19 protein-coding genes are annotated in these 20,312 nt (G+C 35.6%); 1 reads left to right on the top strand and 18 read right to left on the bottom strand.

Annotation, left to right across the window (positions count from 1 at the left end):
- Positions 1-239: 239 nt before the first annotated feature.
- The 15 genes from QA584_RS10955 to QA584_RS10885 all read right to left on the bottom strand — a co-directional run bounded on the left by QA584_RS10955 (position 240) and on the right by QA584_RS10885 (position 16,548).
- On the bottom strand, positions 240-374 hold the full coding sequence (locus QA584_RS10955; protein WP_278274559.1) for a hypothetical protein: 135 nt from the start codon (positions 372-374) through the stop codon (positions 240-242).
- A 58-nt stretch (positions 375-432) separates the two neighbouring features.
- Positions 433-1,830 (bottom strand): Ig-like domain-containing protein, encoded by a 1,398-nt coding sequence (locus tag QA584_RS10950; protein WP_278274558.1) that lies wholly within the window; start codon positions 1,828-1,830, stop codon positions 433-435.
- A gap of 172 nt (positions 1,831-2,002) precedes the next feature.
- Complete coding sequence (locus QA584_RS10945; protein ID WP_278274557.1) at positions 2,003-3,397, bottom strand: Ig-like domain-containing protein; 1,395 nt, start codon at positions 3,395-3,397, stop codon at positions 2,003-2,005.
- Between the two features lie 1,029 nt (positions 3,398-4,426).
- A complete protein-coding gene (locus QA584_RS10940) occupies positions 4,427-5,668 on the bottom strand; it encodes a DUF5050 domain-containing protein (protein ID WP_278274556.1) in 1,242 nt (413 codons plus the stop codon).
- Positions 5,669-5,929: 261 nt separating this feature from the next.
- Complete coding sequence (locus QA584_RS10935; RefSeq protein ID WP_278274555.1) at positions 5,930-6,796, bottom strand: hypothetical protein; 867 nt, start codon at positions 6,794-6,796, stop codon at positions 5,930-5,932.
- Positions 6,797-6,841: 45 nt separating this feature from the next.
- Complete coding sequence (locus QA584_RS10930) at positions 6,842-7,267, bottom strand: GNAT family N-acetyltransferase (protein ID WP_278274554.1); 426 nt, start codon at positions 7,265-7,267, stop codon at positions 6,842-6,844.
- A 57-nt stretch (positions 7,268-7,324) separates the two neighbouring features.
- Positions 7,325-7,531 carry a GNAT family N-acetyltransferase gene (locus tag QA584_RS28700; protein WP_278274553.1) on the bottom strand — a complete coding sequence of 69 codons (207 nt, stop codon included), beginning with the start codon at positions 7,529-7,531 and terminating at the stop codon, positions 7,325-7,327.
- Entirely contained in the window at positions 7,513-7,758 is a 246-nt protein-coding gene (locus tag QA584_RS10920) for a hypothetical protein (RefSeq protein WP_278274552.1), read from the bottom strand. Before QA584_RS10920 ends, QA584_RS28700 begins: the two co-directional genes overlap by 19 nt.
- Before the next feature lie 89 nt (positions 7,759-7,847).
- Positions 7,848-9,314 (bottom strand): helix-turn-helix transcriptional regulator, encoded by a 1,467-nt coding sequence (locus tag QA584_RS10915; RefSeq protein ID WP_278274551.1) that lies wholly within the window; start codon positions 9,312-9,314, stop codon positions 7,848-7,850.
- 300 nt (positions 9,315-9,614) lie between these two features.
- Positions 9,615-10,121 carry a hypothetical protein gene (locus QA584_RS10910; RefSeq protein WP_278274550.1) on the bottom strand — a complete coding sequence of 169 codons (507 nt, stop codon included), beginning with the start codon at positions 10,119-10,121 and terminating at the stop codon, positions 9,615-9,617.
- Between the two features lie 95 nt (positions 10,122-10,216).
- Complete coding sequence (locus QA584_RS10905; protein ID WP_278274549.1) at positions 10,217-11,023, bottom strand: hypothetical protein; 807 nt, start codon at positions 11,021-11,023, stop codon at positions 10,217-10,219.
- 428 nt (positions 11,024-11,451) lie between these two features.
- A complete protein-coding gene (locus tag QA584_RS10900) occupies positions 11,452-12,288 on the bottom strand; it encodes a DegV family protein (protein ID WP_278274548.1) in 837 nt (278 codons plus the stop codon).
- Positions 12,289-12,747: 459 nt separating this feature from the next.
- Positions 12,748-14,817: a molecular chaperone HtpG gene (htpG, locus tag QA584_RS10895; RefSeq protein ID WP_278274547.1), complete on the bottom strand. Its 2,070-nt coding sequence runs from the start codon at positions 14,815-14,817 to the stop codon at positions 12,748-12,750.
- Between the two features lie 394 nt (positions 14,818-15,211).
- Entirely contained in the window at positions 15,212-15,766 is a 555-nt protein-coding gene (locus QA584_RS10890) for a hemerythrin domain-containing protein (protein WP_278274546.1), read from the bottom strand.
- Between the two features lie 284 nt (positions 15,767-16,050).
- Positions 16,051-16,548 (bottom strand): DUF5721 family protein, encoded by a 498-nt coding sequence (locus QA584_RS10885; protein WP_278274545.1) that lies wholly within the window; start codon positions 16,546-16,548, stop codon positions 16,051-16,053.
- 101 nt (positions 16,549-16,649) lie between these two features.
- On the opposite strand from QA584_RS10885, the gene QA584_RS10880 reads away from it, so the two are divergent.
- Entirely contained in the window at positions 16,650-16,847 is a 198-nt protein-coding gene (locus QA584_RS10880) for a hypothetical protein (protein WP_278274544.1), read from the top strand.
- Positions 16,848-16,927: 80 nt separating this feature from the next.
- Here the strand turns inward: QA584_RS10880 and QA584_RS10875 are convergent, their stop codons facing one another.
- From QA584_RS10875 to QA584_RS10865, 3 genes are all read right to left on the bottom strand, one after another.
- On the bottom strand, positions 16,928-17,617 hold the full coding sequence (locus QA584_RS10875; RefSeq protein WP_278274543.1) for a TraX family protein: 690 nt from the start codon (positions 17,615-17,617) through the stop codon (positions 16,928-16,930).
- A gap of 124 nt (positions 17,618-17,741) precedes the next feature.
- The gene (locus tag QA584_RS10870; RefSeq protein WP_278274542.1) at positions 17,742-19,595 is read right to left on the bottom strand and encodes an alpha-amylase family glycosyl hydrolase; all 1,854 of its coding nucleotides are present in this window, start codon (positions 19,593-19,595) and stop codon (positions 17,742-17,744) included.
- A gap of 51 nt (positions 19,596-19,646) precedes the next feature.
- Positions 19,647-20,309, bottom strand: a complete 663-nt coding sequence (locus QA584_RS10865) for a DUF6320 domain-containing protein (protein ID WP_278274541.1) — start codon at positions 20,307-20,309, stop codon at positions 19,647-19,649.
- Between the last annotated feature and the right edge of the window lie 3 nt (positions 20,310-20,312).

The following is a 20,312-nucleotide window of genomic DNA, read 5'->3' as shown; positions in this document are numbered from 1 at the left end:
CTCCTTTTTTTCAAACTTGTTTGCTTAAACCATTATCTAATATCTACAATATGATTTATTTTTTTCATTTTTAGATATATTTTTTTATTTTTAATAAAAAATCTTTCAGAACATTCCATGCAGATCTCCCAGGGTACGCGCACGTCCATTTCTCGACCTATCTGCCATATTTACCATAAATGGTTCCCGTGTAGTTATTGGGCCATACCCCGTTTGTAGCCTTATATGATTTCTGATCGTCAGACAGAGATTTGCCATCCAGCTTCCTTAAGAATTGCCGTTACCCACGGCACCCTTGCCATTGGCAATATCCTCCCCACTACCGGACGAATTAGGGACTTACACCCGTTTAAATGTGCGCCCGCCGGGCGCATAACATAAAAGGCCTCCTGAACAGGAAGCCTTAAATCATCAAAATTACAAATTAAGTTATTAGTATAAATTATTAAAATAAGTTGCTATTCCAGGATACACATACATTTTTGCATAAGTATCTTCTTGATATAATCTATGATCACTCCAAAGAGTTTCTGATAAAAAGTACCTTTTCAAATCATTTAAGTCTGAACACCAAGTAGGATCTATATAATACCATTTATCATCAATTTTTACTTTATTCCAGGCATGCATTCGCCATATACCATCTCCTGTTCCAGTATCTACAGGACCAAGACTATAATATACTTCAATACCAGCACATTCACTTAGCAGACAAAAAGTTTCTGCATAAGCATCACAATCTCCATCTCCATCAAAAATCACTCGCGAAATCTCACCTTTATATATTATATCATCCTCATTACATCTGGCTGTCTTATTTAAATAAGTTTGAATGATTGTCACTTTTTCTCTAACACTCATTGATGTAGATGAAAGATTATTAGACTCAATAAACTCCCTAATCCACTTTAAAGTAGTCAAAGCCTCACCTGTATAGCCCGTAAAATTATTATTTTTTACTGCGTCTACAGGCGCCAGTATTTCCACACCTGCCCCAACTATGACCTCGAGTTCTCTGCTAATTCCTTCATAAGTTACAGTGATAGTAACTGTTCCATCCTTGATACCTTCAATTTCAATACCACCACTATGGTCAATACTACTTTTCATTGTAATGATTGGGGTAAGACTAACTATAGCGATACTATTATCAGATGATGTTACTTTTACTCCATCTAATACAGGTGTAAAACCATCTGCAAAATCAATATATTTCGTTTCCGTAACTCGAATTGATACATTTGTTTCCGTAAAACCATTAAAAATAACTGCCTTCATACTAATAGCGTCAATCTTTTTACCATGAACATAAGCTGAAACAGTAAAATTTCCGGCTTCGGTAGCTTTTACCTTTCCAGTGCTGCTTACTGTAACACCTGCATTACCAGAAATCTTATATGTAATACCCATTTTTTTAACAGCCGATGAGCTATATATGTCAGATGTTGGCATTAAACTAACAGGGTCTCCATTCACTACAACTTCTGTATTGGATGAAGAAATTTTTATTAGTGAGGGGTCTATAACTGTTATGTAACTTTTGTAAGTCTTCTTGTTTACTGTGGCTTTAATTGTTGCTGTTCCATATCCTACTGCCATAACCTTACCAGAACTTGATACTGTGGCAATCTGTTTATTTGTTGAGACCCAGGTTACTTTTTTGGAAGTACCAGTAACTTTTAGTTTTGTGGTTTCCCCCTTCGCCAAATAAGACGAATTGGCATTTAATGCTACGGTTGCCGATGATGCTGCTAATGCAGGAAGGGAATTGCTTGTTAATAGAATAGATAAACATACAACTAAACATAATATTTTATTAATTTTCTTCATCTATTTTCTCCTTTAAGGTTCTCTTATTCTTTTTTAAAGTAAATTGGATCTATAGTATCACTAGTTATATATTACTTAAGCGAGATACTAAATAACTAATCTTTAAACACATTATAATGATCAACAACTATCACATTAGTTTAGTGCTGTCAAAAATTTAATATTTACATTACTAGTATAGATCATTGTAATAAGTAGATACTCCAGGGTTTGGAAATACATTTGCATAAATATCTTCTTCTAATAATCTATGATTAGACCAAAGTGTTTGCGTTAAAAAGTATTTTTGCAAATCATTTAAATCCGAACACCATGTAGGGTCGATATAATACCATTTATCATCAATTTTTACTTTATTCCATGCATGCATTCGCCAGATTCCATCACCAGTTCCAGTATCTACTGGTCCTTCACAATAATATACTTCAATTCCAGCACATTCACTAAGCAAGCAAAATGTTTCTGCATATGAAGCACAATCTCCGTCTCCATCAAAAAGAACTCGAGATATCAAGCCATGTAATACAGTATCATCACTATTACTTTTGGCTGTTTTGTTTAAATATGATTGGATAATAGTTACTTTTTCCCTAATACTCATTGACGTAGATGAAAGATTATTAGATTCAACAAACTCTCTGATCCATGTTAAAGTATTCAAAGCCTCACCTGTATATCCGGTAAAATCATTATTTTTAACTGCATCTACAGGAGACAGTATTGCCACACCTGCTCCTACAATGACCTTAAGTTCTCTGCTAATTCCTTCATAAGTTACAGTGATAATAGCCGTTCCATCCTTGATACCTTCAATTTTAATACCATCGCTGTGATCAATACTATATTTCAAAGAAACTAAAGGGATAAGGCTGACCGTAGCAATACCATTATCAGATGAAGATACTTTTACTTGATCAAATACAGGTGTAAAACCATCTGCAAAATCAATATATTTCGTTTCCGTAACTCGAATTGATACATTTGTTTCCGTAAAACCATTAAAAACAACTGCCTTCATACCAATAGCATCAATCTTTTTACCATGAACATAAGCTGAAACAGTAAAATTTCCGGCTTCGGTAGCTTTTACCTTTCCAGTGCTGCTTACTGTAACACCTGCATTACCAGAAATCTTATATGTAATACCCATTTTTTTAACAGCCGATGAGCTATATATTTCAGATGTTGGCGTTAAACTAACAGGGTCTCCATTCACTACAACTTCTGTATTGGATGACGCTATTTTTATTAGTGAGGGGTCTATAACCGTAATATAACATTTATAAGTCTTCTTGTTTACTGTAGCCTTAATTGTTGCTGTTCCATATGCAACTGCCGTAACCTTACCAGCGCTTGATACTGTGGCAATCTGTTTGTTTGTTGAGACCCAGGTTACTTTTTTGGAAGTACCAGTAACTTTTAGTTTTGTGGTTTCCCCCTTCGCCAAATAAGACGAATTGGTATTTAATGCTACGGTTGCAGATGCTGCTAATGCAGGAAGGGAACTGCTTGTTAATAGTATAGATAAACATACAGCAAAACATAATATTTTATTAATTTTCTTCATCAATTTTCTCCTTTTAATGTATTTTCTTTCCTTCGTGTTTCTAGTAACTATATCTATTTACTTCATTAATGCAAATTACTATGGTATGCAGCCTAAAGTAATAAAAAAGCAATTGATGTAGTAAGTACAACTAGCAAAATATTTAAAATAAGTGTTAAAGTCCTATATCAATACTACAGTTGTTATAGTTTATGCTGTTAATACAGGCTGAGAAATACTTGCTATCAATAAAATGAAACCTGTCACTCTTAAATAAAGTCATTTTTTAAGATATCTCCTCTCCATATTATATTTTACTATTTGTTTGGGTTTGATTGAATCTTCAGATATTTTATTTGTATTAAATCGTATAAAGAATTTACTATGAAGGTTATAATATCTACCATTTTTTATTAGAATTATATTCCTAATCGGTTAATTGACAACAACTTAATATTCCCCTTAAATAAAAATCCTCACCCTGTATACATTTTAACTGCTTTTTCCCTTTTTTTCAATATATATCCATAATTTTATATATTTTGGTTATAATAATTTTTTATTTATTCATTCCTTATTCATTAAGCTGGCGCTGGTCTGACTTGAGTGCTAGAGTGTAATCTGAGATATTTATTTATTCAAGATACTTTTCGTATGCTTCGTCATATGCTTCGTTTGAGTTGTTTGAGTTTTGAATTTCATTTCTTTCTAGAATTTTTATTTGATACTTTTATTTATTTCTTACATTTGTATTTTGCTTATTCCATTTATTTCTTTCGCTATTTCTATTCATTTCTTTCTCTATTCCCATTCATTTCTTTCGCTATTTTCGTTCATTCAAGTTATTCGCTATTCTTCCCCATTCCTCAAAGGTTGCTAGTAATTTAAGATATTAAGATAACTTAACCTAATTAACGTAAGCCAAGATTAAAAAAACAGACCTGACATAGGAATTTTTATATCCTATCCAAGTCTGATTTCTTTAAAATTATTCGTTATTTAGTATTATTTTTGTTAAACAAAATTGAGTTGTTAAAATCACTCCTTTATTTACTGAAACTGTGCCAGTACTTTACCATCTGAATCAGCTACAAACCATTTGATGCTAATACATTTGCCTCTCCATCCATAGCTGGTGTCATTATAATCCATACATGTCACAGGTATCAGCAGATAATCACCATATTTTATTACATCTGCACTGTAATCATACTTCTTACTTTGTTTAACAGATAACTTTATAAAGGATTTCTCCAAATTCGTTTTATTGGTTCCAGATGTAAATCGGGATACCGTTATGAAAGCTTTACCGTCTGCCTTTGTACTATAGGTTTTATCACCAATAATATCAAAGGATTCCGAACCATTGACTTTATATTCATAAGTAGAGGTTTTACCGGTCTTTGTATTATATTTAAAATGTTTCTCGCTGCTATCAATATAATTGAAAAAGATGCTGCTGCCATTATTATAAATCTTTTCTTCATAAGTTTGTTCTACAATAACAGTTTTTTTCTTTGAACTGGAATCTAATTTTATTAACGTTCCATACCAATAATAGCCAGAACCCTCAAAGGTACCGTATTGATAATATATGTCCCCATTAATCTTACTAATATCGGATACCATTGGATAGGTCTGTTCACTTCCATCCAATGTAACCTTATCTGTAGTCAAAACAGTAAGCTTTGTCTGCTTCGGCATCAATACGTAGGTGGTCAGTTTCGAAGAAGTTTCATTAAATTGGGTAAAATATAAGGAATCATCTAATTTTTTTATAAAATTAAAGGTCGTATTACCGGTATGTATCAACACAGCTTTTTTGCTGTTATACTCTCTTTTATAAAGTTTAATTCCCTTATCTTTCGTATCTGTATAGTAAATATTGTTATCATCAAGGGCTATAAGCGAGCCGTTACTTACTGTCTTTTTATCCTTGGAGTCAAGTGATAAGGAATAGATCCTGTTAATTCCTACATTTTGATCATAATCATAGCTGGTATAATACAAGGTTTTATTATGAATCATCATATTTAGGATATCATTCTTAGTCGACATAAGTTTGGTTTTATTACCCGTTGCAATCTCCAGCCGAACGATATTGTAGGTATTATCGTCACCCTTAACAGTTTGGATATAATAAATATTCCCTTTATCCTCTAACATGGGGGAATATCCATACACTTTTGCGTCACTGGCAGCGCTGGTAATCAGGGTACTTGATGGTAATAAAATAATGATCAGAAAACTGGCAGCAAATAATTTAATCAGTCGTTTTAATTTTACGTTCATTACATTCTCCTTATTGGGTGTTTTCATTATCTTTATAGCAGCAGATACTTATATTGCACTGAGACATAACTTACTATAAACCTGCTGCCTTATTTCTTTACAATTATTATTTTAGTGATATTTCGCAGTTATATATGTGTTTTATGTTAACCATGATTCTTATATAAGAATACCGCTGCATTCTTCTTTTAGTAGATACAATGTAAGAAACCGAGTATTTTTATCATTATATATACGTTGCCATGTTTCATAATCCATCCATTAGAAAATACCAGGAACCTTATAAGCTATTCCAATCCCTATTATAAAGGAAGCGGTATTGGCTGTCAATGCATAGACACCGGGCTTCCATCCCGGTACGGCTTTTTGACTGTATTTTTTTAAATACCAGGTATAAAGAACTGCCTCCGTAATAAATACCGCAACTTCCAGGAGAAAATAGAATAATAAAAATGCCAGTTCTCCTAAATGATAATTAATCACATTCAAAGTAAAGTTCAGCGCAATCTGGGTTACAACATTAACAATCATAATGAAACGAACCTGCTTTGGTTCCCTGAAACCGAATAATAGAGCTATGCCAAGCTCAGTAACAATCGTAAGTACGATACGGATAATCAGGGACAGCATTTCATTCGTATACTTATAGGTTTCATCCGCAGAAAGGCTTATGCCTGAAACTTGTGCGGTAAAGTAGCTGTCAAAGGCATATCGTTGGTAGGTTTCGTCACTAATAATAAAACTATCTGTTTCAGGGAAATACAGAAGTATTTTAAATACCTGCGGTGGATAATAGGTCCAGCTAAATTGATTGGTTTGAGTACAGTCTTTAAAGTATTGTAAAAAATAATATCCATCCGCATCCTGATACTCCACAAACTTCTGAAAGATCTCATACTCTTCATCCCCTTCCTGATAATGTGCATTTGCATGATTACCCGCATTAAGTGCTGAGAATGGTCCGGTAGATTTCTGTTCCGAAAGCAGGGTGGCATAATAGGTTTTACCATTTATTCCTTTAAAATCAATTACAACAGACGGTTTTGGTCCCATGTCTGCATGGGCAGTATAAGGGAATAGAATTGTTATAATAAAAGAACAAAACATAATTACAGCTATTTTCTTCACAATGCACACACCCTCCTATCTAAGATTCTTCTGGTTCCTGCTTAGTTACGGATTCATTGTATATATCATACCATGACCTTCATGATCATTAGGTCTTACCCGGAATCCTAATTTCATATAAAAATCTTCTTTTCCTTTCGCTGCCATGAGTCCTACGGCAGTATGCGCATGCTCAAAAGAATTATTCTTAATAAACTTCATCATACGGGTAACAATCTCTGTACCGATACCCATTCTCTGATAATCTGGCGCTATAAATACATCCTGCAAATAGAAAATACGTGCTCCATCCCCAATTATTCTACCCATACCGGCTATTTTTCCATTTACCATTGCTGATACGCAAAATAAACTATTTTTTATTGCTTTATCCGCCTGCTCAATATTCGCCTGACCAAATCCTACCGCCGCCTGCAGTAAGCATAATTCTTCTGCCGTAACAGTATTTTCATAATATATGATATCATTCATTGAATTCTCCTCAAATAAGTTATGTTCGCTCCATATCCTACACCTTAGCTTCTGCTGTTATACTGATTTCTTAAAACAGATAATTCTATTTGCTTCTTGGAACCCAAGGTGTAAATGGAAATTTAAGCTTTCCGAATTGCTAAGTTCACAATCACTGGCAAATTCGCTGCACCCTTTCTTCTTTGCCCAAATTTCACATTGAAGAACAAGATTTTTCCCTATGCCTCTATTACGGTACTCATCTTTTACAAAAACCCCTTCCAAATATCCAACAGGACTGCTTTTGGTACTTCGACATAATCATTCCGTAAACTGCACTGTGCAAATCCGACGGTCACTGTTTCTATGAAATAGAGAAAAACTGCTGTTTTGTTTGAAGTAATATATTCTATCATTTCATTCTGTAAATAATTGATATCATTATCCGGCCATAATAACCTTGCTAATTCTGCAACATTTCTACTGTCATGGACTTCTGCCTGTTTTATCATAATTTATGCCCTCTTTGTTAGCCTTTCTTCATGAAACTAAAAAAACCTTCTAACCAATAACTGATTGTTGATAGACCTAATTTAAATCCTTACAGCTCCGCACTAAACATATAAGCCGTGCTGTATTTATCACATCCGTCAAGAAACACCTCCGCAGTCCAATATTTATCCGGATACGGAATGTTTACCCCTTGTCCAAGCATAATGTTACGGGTGACATCATACATGGCATCGCTGTCAAAACCTTCGCGTTTGTGCATAGCCTCCACATCACCGGAAAACGTTGCGTATGCAAACTGGGAAATGAATGGCAGACCTGCCAAGCCATCGTTATGGGTAACAAAATCAAAATAGACAAATCCTTCTGGTACAGGAGTTTCCGCTTTCATAAAACGTCCCCAAAAGCCGTGCCATGGTCCAACATCTACACTAAGCCCGTAATGATGCATAAATAAAACATCATAGTCAATGTCCGATTTATACTCGTTTAAAGTGTCTAGAATGCGGAATAAATCCTTGCGAACATCAATATCATCTAAGTCATCACCTTCTCGCCCGATAAAGCGCATGGCAGACAGTTCCTTGTATTCAAAGCTGTCTACTTTAAAGCCCTTTTGCTGACTTTGCACCATGTCCGGCATGAACAACGCCCATTGAACTGCCGCGTCGCAGTCCTTCAGGTAATTGATATATCCATAAAAATCCACACCAAGCGTACCATATTGACCTGTTGGATTACCCGCCATGATTTTCCTGATTCTGCGCTTTTCCATAACAGAAAAATCGTTAAACACACTGGTAACTGTTTCCTGCAGCCTCTCATCGGCTGAACATCCAGATAATTCAGCATCAAACCTGTCTAATGCTTTGAACACCGCTTCGTTGACCACACCGGACAGTTCGAGTTCCTTCAAATATGTACGAAGCTGCGCGTTCTGTTCTTTGAAACGCGCAAACACACCCTGCATCAAAATCTGTTCATTTTCATTGAGTTTTTCATCACCCCATTGGGAATCGTCCAGTACCCATTCGGTTAACGCATCAAAAACGCCGGGATTTTGTCCTCTTGCTTTTAATGCCCAGCCAGCAATTCTTTTGTATTTCTCCCCAGCCGTCAGTGTCTCATCCTTATGTCCTTCCAGGTCGCTCCAATAAAACTCGTCAATTAATTTACGTGACATATCAAATCCTCCTTGAATGGTAACGTTAATGGACAACGGATAAAATAGCTTAACATTTTCCCGCTGCACCTTAGATGGCGGCATGCCATGAAACCGTGTAAACGCCTTTGAAAAGCTTTCCTGCGTATCATATTGATATCGCATAGCCACATCAATGATTCTGCTATTTGACTGTAATAAATCCTGTGCAGCTAAACTCATTCGTCTATTGCGAATGTATTCGCCTATGGTCATACCCATTACTAAATGGAAAATGAGCTGAAAATGGGAACTTGATGTATAGGACTGGCTTGCTAATTCATCTATGTTAATATCGTCGGTCAAGTGCTTTTCAATGTAATGAATCGCATTTGTCAGGCATTGTATCCAGTTCACAGGCTAACCTCCTTTCAAGGAATAATTTTATACTATCATGTCTCAGAAAGTCATGTCTTAGAATACGATGATTTGTCATAAGATAATTAAAATTTTCTAACATCATATATAGTAAATAAATAATAATGAGTAGTTCTAAGCTATCAACTTTTGTGTAAGAAGATTACTAAAGAGTATGCTTCGTAAGTTTATCTGCCAGGTTTTCATATACTTTCACCATTGCCATGGTCATTAACACATTAAAGCAAGATGTACAAGCCGGAATCAGATCATTCTCATTAACGCACCACAATACAAACATTATTTGGGAACATACAAAGCATACTTCATGAAGTATTCGTGCTGTTCTGCGATAAGCTTTCTGATTTCACTGACATCAGATATCGTAACCTCGGGTATATCCAACACAAATGCACCACACGCATCTTTGCTTTCTCCGTTTGGGAACGTATAGGTATAAACAAATTTATCACCCTTACAATAACCACAATCCCCACATTTTGCGAGGCGGTTATTGCTTGATAATATCCTATCTCGAATAACACTGGCAAATTTGTCCGAGTATTTAATACAAGATGAAAAACGTAATCCGAAAAATGCTTTTCCAGTACCCTCTCGGACGCCGAGCCGTGCTATTACTCGGTTATGGGCAAGGTTATTAAATGAAAGAATAAACCCTTTTGTACGTTTTCTTATGGGAGTATAATCCAATTCAACCAAGGCCTCGATTATAGGTTGATAGACCAGTCTCTCCTCACTGCTTATCATCTCATAGAATTCTAAAATAAATTCTTCCCATCTCTTCATAATGAACCTCCTTGGAATCGTAACAGTTTAGGCTGTTTATCTTAGTCCCCTTCTCTGCTATACATTTGACTATAATACTCGTAGGTTAGATACCTTCAAAATTGAGATAGCACCTTAAAATTCTTTGTCTCAATTGAGATAAAACTATTTAGAATTTTGAAAACATCATCATAATCTGTTTCATGTGTTGTAAAACTATATTGATAACCATCGTTTACCCATGTATAATCAAAAGTCAATCTATTACCCCCTACGATTTTTACATTTACAGTTTTTGATGCCTGTGTATCAAAATCAGACCAAGCTGAGGCTATCATTTCCAGTGAATTGATATCACTTGAACCAATATATTCAAATGTCCAACCGCCTTCCTTCCACCATACTGATGTACCATCTTCATATGCAGTTATGCCAGGTGTAAGTTCAAAGTGCTTGGCATCTTCGGGTTTTTTAGCTGAGTCTGCGGTTATCTTGCTTTTTCCTCCGCTAATAGCTCCAACAAAATCAACTTCACTAACAGGTCCATTTTTATTAAGCAAGTCACTATTATCATTGAATTTCACAGACACCTTAGTAGCATAAACATTGATGTTATATGAATCCTCATTACCAGATGCCTCTAGGTAATACTTTTGTATGCCGTCTTTGTTAATAATAGGAGCCCAATTACATGGCAAATAAACTGGTATGTCTGTTGTTTCCATCAACCAATTCATCATATCTGTATTAAAATCTGCTTCTTCAATTTTTTGCATTCCCCCTGTTATAGGTGTAATTGATACTACATTTTTGGCTTGAAGACCCGTATCTGATTTCTTTTCTGTTTGTTTTTGTTTATCGCAAGCTACCACAAGGATACAGCATAGAATGATAACTCCCATATAGCTATATCTTTTTATCATAGACAACTCCATTCTTTTTATTCATTTTAACAATTCGTAATTGAATACCTTCTTATTTTTACATTTTACACCACCATTCCAATTATTGCTACCATTATTTTCTAGTACGGTACCAAGGGTATGGTATGAGGTTATTACTTCACTTCTCTTTTCTTCCTCTTTTTTCTTCATTTAAAAAGGAGAAAAAAGTTGAGATGCTTAATTTCACTTGGGTTATTCAGGGATTTTCTACCGTTTAATTTAAGAAGCGTTGCATGGTCTGTAATTGAAAAGATAAAAAAACAGACCTGAGACGGGGCGGCTTAATGCCCTATCTAGGTCCGATTACTAAGATACTTTCGCAAGATTTTCTAATTCATTTACTGTCAACGAAGATAAGCGGGGTTACCTTGACAATAAGGACGAGGTGCCTCGAAACAAGATTCTTCTTAATAGCAAACAATAACACCGCCATCCCCTGCATACATAGTACTTACTCCGGCCGTATCTACAATAAAACAATCTTTAAAAGGCACTCTTTTTAAGATCTCATCTCTTACAAACAATGCCCTGTTATAATTATTGCAATGTGAGATGGCAAGAGTCCTATCTTCCGGCTGAACGGCATCCTGTTCGATCAGGGTTGCCAGTAACAATAAAGCTTTTTGGATTCCCCTGGCCTGGTCGAGTTTACATATGTTGCCGTCTGCTGTTCCTGCCATAACCGGTTTAATATTTAATACACTGGTTAAAATTGCTTTAATACCGGTAAGACGTCCGCTCTTTCGTAAGGTGTCCAGGTTTTCCAGGACAAATTTTGTACTTAATTTTTCTCTGAAAGCTTTGACTGATTGGACGACATCTTGAAACTCTTTACCCGCTTCTACATATTCCTGAATTTTCTTTGTAATTAAGGTCTGACCCACTGATGCGGAACAGGAATTAAAAATTTCTATATTTTTATGAGGATTTTCCTCTAAGTATAATTTTCTGCCAAGTACTGCACTGTTATATGAGCCGCTTAGATTGGCTGATAAAGTAACCACGTATATATCTTCTTCTCCGCCATATAGTTTCATATATGCTTCCGGAGAAGGACAGGAAGATTTCGGTGAGTTCGGACTTGCTGCTACAATGCGTAAAAATTCTTTCTGATTAAATGTTTCATCATCTACAATAGTTTTGTCATCAACCTGCAATGATAGAGGTACTGAATAAATATGTTTATCTTTCTTCATACTATCTGTTAAGTCCGTACAACTATCCACAATTATTTTATAAGCCATTGGTTTATCCTCCTAAGATATTGAAGCCTTTTATATTTCAATTACATATATTGGTAATTACAACCATGTAATTCTATAAACTTTACTATGACATATAGTTTTCATTACTATTAATCATAGCATACTATATTTGATTTTTAAAGCCCTTTTCATAAAGACTTTCTAAATATTTTCTAAACTCAGGAGGTTTATTTAGATTTTTTTATAACACTATTTATTTCATGATGCTATTTCATTCACAATGGCTTTCGGTTCGTACTCCTAGTTAAAACAGAAGAACCGCTCCTGGATAACATGGAGCGGTTCTTCTGTTTATATTTAATAAAGTCCACAATGTTCCTTCTCCCATAAACATTCAAATTTAAAACAGGTATGGGTGTGATAACAGGCATCTCATGCCTGGAACATTCTGTTCTTTTTGCTTTATGAAATCTATCTCTAATCTCTTATTAATAATGATTATTTCGCTAAAACCATCATAATCTCATTGCTTCTGCTGATAAACTTAGTCATCGCTTCTGCATCAAGAGGTTTATGACTTAACATAGCAAGGTCATATAGTTGTTCGCAGATCATTGTTACATGTTCTGCTTCACCATGTTCAAATATATACTGTACCAGCTTATTGTTGGAATTTAGCACAAGGGTTTCACTGCTTCCAAACATTCCGGGATCCATGCCGTACATATTGTACATCTTCATCATATCCTGCATTCTACGGCTTTCTTCAGAAAGGGTTATCATAGAGGATACTTTATCGTTTTTAAGCTTCATAACTTTAACTTCCAGTTTTTCTTTATTCAGTACTTTTCTGAATAATTCAGTAAGCTTCTCGTTTTCAGTTTTTAAAGCTTCCTCATCATTGGATTCCTTAAAGCTGTCGGTAATATCCGCATCGATTCTCTGGAAACGGTAGGATTTTTCCTGCTGCTCTAACTGAGTAATAAATGGCTGGTCTATGTTATGTGTTAAAATAAGTGCATCAATGCCTTCTTCTTTAAACATGTTAATGTACTGGCTTTGCTGCTGTTCGTTCGTAACATAATATACAAGTGTTTGATCTTCTTTTTCTTCTGTTTTCGCTTCGGCAGCTTCTGCTTTTTCTTCGCTGTCTTTTCCTTTATCCTCGACCGCTTCTTCGTTATCTCCTTTAGAAGCTTTTACATATTCCGGTAAGGTTAAATATTTACCGTCCAGATTCTTAAAGATGATGAAATCTTTCATCTTATCACGGAACTTGTCATCCTTTAAGCAGCCAAATTTAATGAAAGGACTGATATCATCCCAGAATTTTTCATAGCTTTCCCTTTCCACTTTATACATACCGGAAAGCTTGTCAGCCACTTTCTTTGTAATATAATCAGAAATCTTCTTAACAAATCCATCATTCTGAAGAGCACTTCTGGATACATTTAAGGGTAGGTCAGGACAATCGATGGTACCTTTTAACAGCATTAAGAATTCAGGAATAACTTCTTTGATATTATCTGCAATAAATACCTGGTTGCTGTATAATTTGATTGTTCCTTCTAACGTATCATATTCTGTATTTAATTTAGGGAAATATAAGATACCTTTTAAGTTAAATGGATAATCCATATTCAAATGAATCCAGAACAGAGGCTCTTTATAATCCATAAATACCTGACGGTAAAATTCTTTATATTCTTCTTCCGTACAGTCATTGGGATGCTTTGTCCAAAGAGGCGTGGTGTTATTAAGAGGTTCCGGTTTCTTAGGTCCCTTTTTCACAGGTTCAGAAGCGGTCTCTGAATCAACCTCAGTATCATCAGTTTCTTCCTGCTCAGACACATTGCCGTCTTCATCTACAGAAGCATCGATTATAGTCTCTTCTTCCTCAGTAACCTCTTCTTCGGTCTCTTCCTCTACTGGTGCATTGGCATTCTTAAAATAAATTTCGATTGGCATAAAGGAACAGTACTTCTGGATCACTTCCTTGGCACGGTATTCATTGGAAAACTCATAACTGTCTTCATTTAAGTAAAGTGTTATTTCAGTTCCTCTAAGCTCACGGTCTCCTTCTTCCATGGTGAATTCAGTGCCGCCTTCTGATTCCCAGTGAACACTTGCAGCACCCTCCTGCCAGGATAAGGTATCAATTGTAACCTTATCGGCAACCATGAATGCAGAATAAAAACCTAAACCGAAATGACCGATGATTTGTTCTTCATTAGCTTTATCCTTGTATTTATTCAAGAAGTCGGTAGCACCGGAAAATGCGATCTGGTTAATATACTCTTTCACTTCATCAGCGGTCATTCCAATACCATTATCGATGAATTTTAAAGTTTTTTCTTCGGGATTAACGATTACATCAATTCTATATTTATTATCTTCCGGAAGGGTTACTTCTCCCATAAGTTCCAGTTTTTTTAATTTCGTAATCGCATCACTGCTGTTGGATATTATTTCCCTGAAGAAAATATCATGATCGGAATAAAGCCATTTTTTAATAATGGGAAATATATTCTCCGAATTAATGGAAAGACTGCCATGTTCATTCAACATAAAATCGCTCCTTTTATATGGTTATTTTTTATTTTTCTTTTGATAGAAATAATATTAATACTATAGAATAAGTTTGTCAAGAAAAAATTAGCACTCATTTCGTGTGAGTGCTAACAAATTTATAATTTATATGAAATTCCATTATTTATAATCATTAAGTTACTCAATACATTAACAATAAAAATCTCTATATAAGCCAGTTCGTTGAACTATAAATAGTGTGAAAATAAGTACATTAAACTCAACAGCCTATGATATTTCCTTTTATAAACACAACAATCTATAATATTTCCTTCCATAAAACTCAAAAATCTATAATATTTCCTTCCAAAAAACTCAATAATCTATAATATTTCCTTATCAAATTCAATAAGATCTGTTACTCAATTAACCATCAGTTATATTTATTCTCAAGTCCCTCTAATATCTTTATATATTTATCCTGAATTCCTTGTCCCTTTGCTTCCTTTTCAAATAGTTCAGATTTTTGGTTTATATCATTTAAAATATGCTCCGGCAGGTTTTTTCCGCCATAGGTATAGACCACGGCATCCTCTTTCTCGATATGCCTGGTCAAAAGATGGGTATAGCTGACCGCATTACTGATTACATCCAGCTTGCTTTCTTCCTCTCCGGACTTAACCCGTTTCAGGGCATCATCTAAGTCGCTTATATATAATCTGCCAAGGTCATGTTCCACCAGCATACCGTGAGTAACCAGATTATCTCCGATTCCGCCTAAATGAGACTGCATTTCTTTAAATAAGAATTTTTCCTCCTTACCATGATGATGCATATCCGCATAATTTCTGATAAAATCAATTATTTGATTAAAATCCTCATAATCAATATCCTGACCTTTCAGTATGAGATAACAGGCCTTTCTGACAACCTTTAACATACGCATAATGTATTTATGCTCATTTACCATCAGATCAATACTGTTCATAATTCCTCCATTCTACCCTTCACAGCAAAGGTGAACACAGCTTTTTATTATTGCCTAGTTCCAATCTCCACCTATACAACCACAAATAAGAAGCAACAAGCAATATAACCGGCAAAATGTTTCCATTCTGCCGGTCATATCACAATTTTACTATTTTTTATAATTATAGTATTTGTCCGGAACTATGAATTATTCACATAACCTAATCTAATTTAATTTGACACTCTGCAATTGACACTCTGCAAATCATATATTCAAAATCCGTAAAAATTATTATGAAATAATCATTCCTCTTCCACTGCAATCTCATAATGTTTTAAAAACACCTTCAAATCGTCATCCCAAGCCCGTTCCAGGGTTTTATCCATGCTAAAGCTCTTTACGGAGGTTCCGGTAATCAAATATAAATTGCCCTTATCAAACCGGATATTTAAAAAAAGTCCGTTTATATCAGCTGTCTGAAAAGGAGCACCTGATTTCGTCAACACTTTTTCCGTATTGGAAGGTGATAATAATAATACTATTTTAATGCTTAAAGGAAGCTTATTTCCTTTAATTAACGAATAAGCTATAGGTTTAATCTCGCTCCAGGTTGAATACTTTCTTCCTTCGAGGACTTCCCGTTCTTCGCTTGAATAATATTCCTCATTTAAATTTCCTGCAATCTGAAAATGATTAAATGTATTAATATGCAGTTCAGAAAGCAGAAAATTGTCGAATACCGTTTGAACCAGCAGACTTGACATAAACGCTTTTATATCGATTATTTTTAAAGATATCATGTATATTTCCTCCTATGATGCAAACACTAAGATAGCATGTATTAAAACACATGTATGATACAAAGGACTTCAGAAAAAGGATAAAACAGGAGGGCAAAATTATGTATTTTGAACATTCTAAGCGAAGCTACTATCGGTTCCCCAGTAAAAATAGTATAACGGATTTTGATACTCAGGCACCCTACTATTTTCCGGAAAAGAATTCTGTTGGATCAGATGAGTTATATGGAAGCTTCCAGGACTCAAATTACTATAATTATGATGATTTCCATGATCACGCACATGAAATGACCTTATGAAACCCAGCTATGAAGCCTAAGATAATGATATGATTACAGAACGGGGGTGCTTATTTTCCTGACATCCCCGTTTACTTGTGTTAAAACACCGGCAGCAGGCTGATTAAATATAAGACAAAAATATGAGCCGGATAAAATACATAAAACAGATATTTGTTTCCCTGACGGCCTCGTTTTCCGTTATAAGTCAAAATAAACATCATGGATACTGCTCCAAGGGTCTGAATGCCAAGACCAAACAAGGTATTAACAGACAATACTGCCAGCACAAGCAAAATTTTATTATTGCGTAATAAATAAAATGCTACAATCATTAATACACCCATATATTCATAATCCGTATTAAGTTTATAGGCGATAAAACACCCTGTCAGGATTAGGAGGCTTTGAAGTAATTTGTCTATTACTATATTCTTTGCAAATACTGTCAAGGTTATGCTAAGCCCATAGATTACCGCAAGACCGATAAACAAGGTGAAAAATATGTTCTGATGCAGCAAAAAGCCATTATGTATTGACCGGCTGGTAAATGCAAGGTCAAAAGGAATTTCTGAAATCAATGCGAATAATAAAAGCCTGGCTAAATATTTTTTGACATTATGGGTATGCAAAAAACCTTCCACTAACAAAAAACAAAAAATTGGAAAAGCCAGCCTTCCAATGCTTCTACATACCAGCCATGCCGTAGATTCCGACGGCAGTAGGATTGCCGCCATATGGTCAATGAACATGGTAATCATAGCAATTAATTTTAAATTGAAACCATTCATACTTACTTTACCATACCTTCTACCCATTTTATAAGTTAATTTAATTATTGCAAAATTTTATAAACAATTTTCTTAACCCTGCTGGTTATAAAAAATTACTATACCAGACAAGTTAGCTCTTCTGTCATTGACTGCTTAAAACAACAACGGATCTGGCACCGACTTCATAAAATCTTTGATTTACTGCAATTCGTGTTCCTTTCAGATTACTGCCAATCCCAGTATCAAAAAGCACCCTCCACTGTCTGCCTGACGGCAGTTTGGGAAGATCAAACCCATGTTTCTCCCAATGCATGTTAATGCCAAGGTAAAAAATCTGGTCATTTTCTTGCCTGTTTATCTTAACATAATTGCCGGCAAACATAACCCCAAGCACTCTGCTGTAATGGCTGTAATCCGGAAACCAGGCCTTTAATCCATGAAACGATAAATCCGGGAAACCGCAGGATATATAATCCATACTGCGCAACTGCCCCTCCATATGAAGGATGGGATGCTGCTTTCTTATGGAAATCACCTGTTTCACAAATTCGAAGATGTCCCCATTCGTATTTAATAAGTTCCAGTCAAGCCAGGAGATTTCATTATCCTGACAATAAGCATTATTGTTCCCTTCCTGAGAATTACCAAATTCATCTCCTGCTAGTAAAAGGGGGGTTCCCTGACTTAAGAATAACAGCAGAAAAGCATTATAAATCTGCTTTCTCCTTAAGGCTAAAACCTTTTTTAACTTAGTCTTGCCTTCTATTCCGCAATTCCAGCTGTAATTATAATCTGCACCGTCCTGGTTGTTTTCACCATTTCTCTCATTATGTTTTAAATCATAGGAAAACAAATCCATAAGCGTAAACCCGTCATGGTTGGTGATATAATGAATCACACCACTTTTATCCGGATTCCTCTTAATATGATAGGACGCTGTTTTTGTCTGATCTTCGTCTCCTCTTAAAAATTGTTTCATATGACTGGAATAGTCAGAATTATATTCTGCCAGATTTTTAAATACAATGCCAGAGTCCTTCGGATAAATCTGCTGAAAGTCCCAGCCCTCTGCCATTAATTTTGTTTTTCCAAGGTACGGATCTGTGGCTAATAAAGTTCCGGGTATGGTTTCTGAGGTCAATTTAAAACCGTCAATATGGTATTCCATTACCCAGTACCTTAGGCAATCCAGAATAAGACTGTGGCTGGTACCTTTTACAAAGTTCATTTCCATTATAACTTCGATGCCATTACGATGGAGGGCGGCAATCATATTCTTTAATTCCAAAACCGCCTCAGAGGGGTTAGAACTATAGGAGGCTTTTGGTGCAAAGTAGGCATTTTCCTTGCTGTAACCCCAATAGTTTATTTTCTCAGTGCTGACAATCCCTCTTTGGAGTATTATTTCATTATATTCATAAATAGGAAGCAGCAAAACCGCATTAATTCCCAGTTCTTTCAGGTAGGGGATTTTCTGCACGATCCCAAGGAACGTTCCGCTTCCCTGAACTTCTGAGGATAAATGCATGGTAAAACCTCTTACGTGTAATTTATATAATATCAGTTCAGAATAGGGAATGGCAAGGGGTGTTTCTCCCTTCCAGTCAAACTCACCGGTGAAAAAGCCGCCTTTGATACCACTTTTACTGCCGCTTCTTCCACCATCAGCAGCTATTTTACCATAGGTTTCCCTTCCATATATAAGTTTTGCGTAAGGATCGATAAATTCTTCACCTTTTCCCTGATACAGATAAGAAACTTCCGTTAGGTCCAAGTCCTTTACTATTACGGAAAATATACTGCCTGAGCGGTATTCTTCCGTCATAAGAATGGATTCTTTTAGCAGCCCGGAATTTACCTCATACAGATTCAGCCTGCAGGTATCACTTTCTGGAAGAGAAACAGAAAAATTAATTCCTTCTTCTAAAACTGTAACCCCCAGAGGAAGGGGTTTTCCTTTTCTTATTAAGAAACCCGAATCACTTTTCTTTACCACTTAAAACTCCTCCCATCCTGGGTTATAATGATAAAACCGGGTACTATCTCATTAAATATGCATCCGTTTATTTAGCTCTTCTCTAATATTATCCCCCTCAAATAAGATCACGGCTGCAAAAGATAATACACTGACCGATATGGATATAATCGAGGGGTATTTTGTATGCAGCAGGTCCAGCAGGATAAACAGAAGGGGAATAATTCCAAATATACTGTCCAGTACTATATAGATAACAAAATCCCTGGCTCCCAGCCGCATGATTTTAGCCATTACATACATAATTAACATGGCAACAACGCAGACAATAGGGATTACATAATCCAGTGACCATCCCCGCCAGCCGGTACGCCAGTCCCAAATCACCGCTAATATAGAGATAACCGCTACCTGCCAGATAATGCTTTTCGGTATATTGTGCCTCTTCCTGACAACCACACCCAGACTGATCCAGATACATAAAATACCGGCTATAATAAACATCGGCCAGTTAACCTTTACCGGAAACATGGCATTAACCGCCAGACTTATAACCACGATACAGATTGAAAGAAAGAGCATAACCCGAATCATTAAATTATACTGATAAGTTACCGGAACAACCGGAAATAACTCTTCCTCTTCACTGCCGGTGCCGGATAATGTATTCTGGCATAACGGACAGTATTTCCGGTCGCCCCGGACGTAAACCTTACAATGCTCGCAATACTGCATGGA

The sequence above is a fragment of the Anaerocolumna sp. AGMB13025 genome (genome assembly GCF_029689925.1).
Classification (GTDB): domain Bacteria; phylum Bacillota; class Clostridia; order Lachnospirales; family Lachnospiraceae; genus Anaerocolumna.
The sequence above is the reverse complement of the archived record's forward strand: the minus strand, read 5'-3'. Positions and strand labels throughout refer to the sequence as shown.

Coding starts and splice junctions, on each gene's coding strand:
- QA584_RS10955 (WP_278274559.1), bottom strand. CDS start 374: ATGCGCCCGGCGGGCGCACATTTAAACGGGTGTAAGTCCCTAATTCGT.
- QA584_RS10950 (WP_278274558.1), bottom strand. CDS start 1,830: ATGAAGAAAATTAATAAAATATTATGTTTAGTTGTATGTTTATCTATT.
- QA584_RS10945 (WP_278274557.1), bottom strand. CDS start 3,397: ATGAAGAAAATTAATAAAATATTATGTTTTGCTGTATGTTTATCTATA.
- QA584_RS10940 (WP_278274556.1), bottom strand. CDS start 5,668: ATGAACGTAAAATTAAAACGACTGATTAAATTATTTGCTGCCAGTTTT.
- QA584_RS10930 (WP_278274554.1), bottom strand. CDS start 7,267: ATGAATGATATCATATATTATGAAAATACTGTTACGGCAGAAGAATTA.
- QA584_RS10920 (WP_278274552.1), bottom strand. CDS start 7,758: ATGATAAAACAGGCAGAAGTCCATGACAGTAGAAATGTTGCAGAATTA.
- QA584_RS10910 (WP_278274550.1), bottom strand. CDS start 10,121: ATGAAGAGATGGGAAGAATTTATTTTAGAATTCTATGAGATGATAAGC.
- QA584_RS10905 (WP_278274549.1), bottom strand. CDS start 11,023: ATGATAAAAAGATATAGCTATATGGGAGTTATCATTCTATGCTGTATC.
- QA584_RS10900 (WP_278274548.1), bottom strand. CDS start 12,288: ATGGCTTATAAAATAATTGTGGATAGTTGTACGGACTTAACAGATAGT.
- htpG (WP_278274547.1), bottom strand. CDS start 14,817: ATGTTGAATGAACATGGCAGTCTTTCCATTAATTCGGAGAATATATTT.
- QA584_RS10890 (WP_278274546.1), bottom strand. CDS start 15,766: ATGAACAGTATTGATCTGATGGTAAATGAGCATAAATACATTATGCGT.
- QA584_RS10885 (WP_278274545.1), bottom strand. CDS start 16,548: ATGATATCTTTAAAAATAATCGATATAAAAGCGTTTATGTCAAGTCTG.
- QA584_RS10880 (WP_278274544.1), top strand. CDS start 16,650: ATGTATTTTGAACATTCTAAGCGAAGCTACTATCGGTTCCCCAGTAAA.
- QA584_RS10875 (WP_278274543.1), bottom strand. CDS start 17,617: ATGAATGGTTTCAATTTAAAATTAATTGCTATGATTACCATGTTCATT.
- QA584_RS10865 (WP_278274541.1), bottom strand. CDS start 20,309: ATGCAGTATTGCGAGCATTGTAAGGTTTACGTCCGGGGCGACCGGAAA.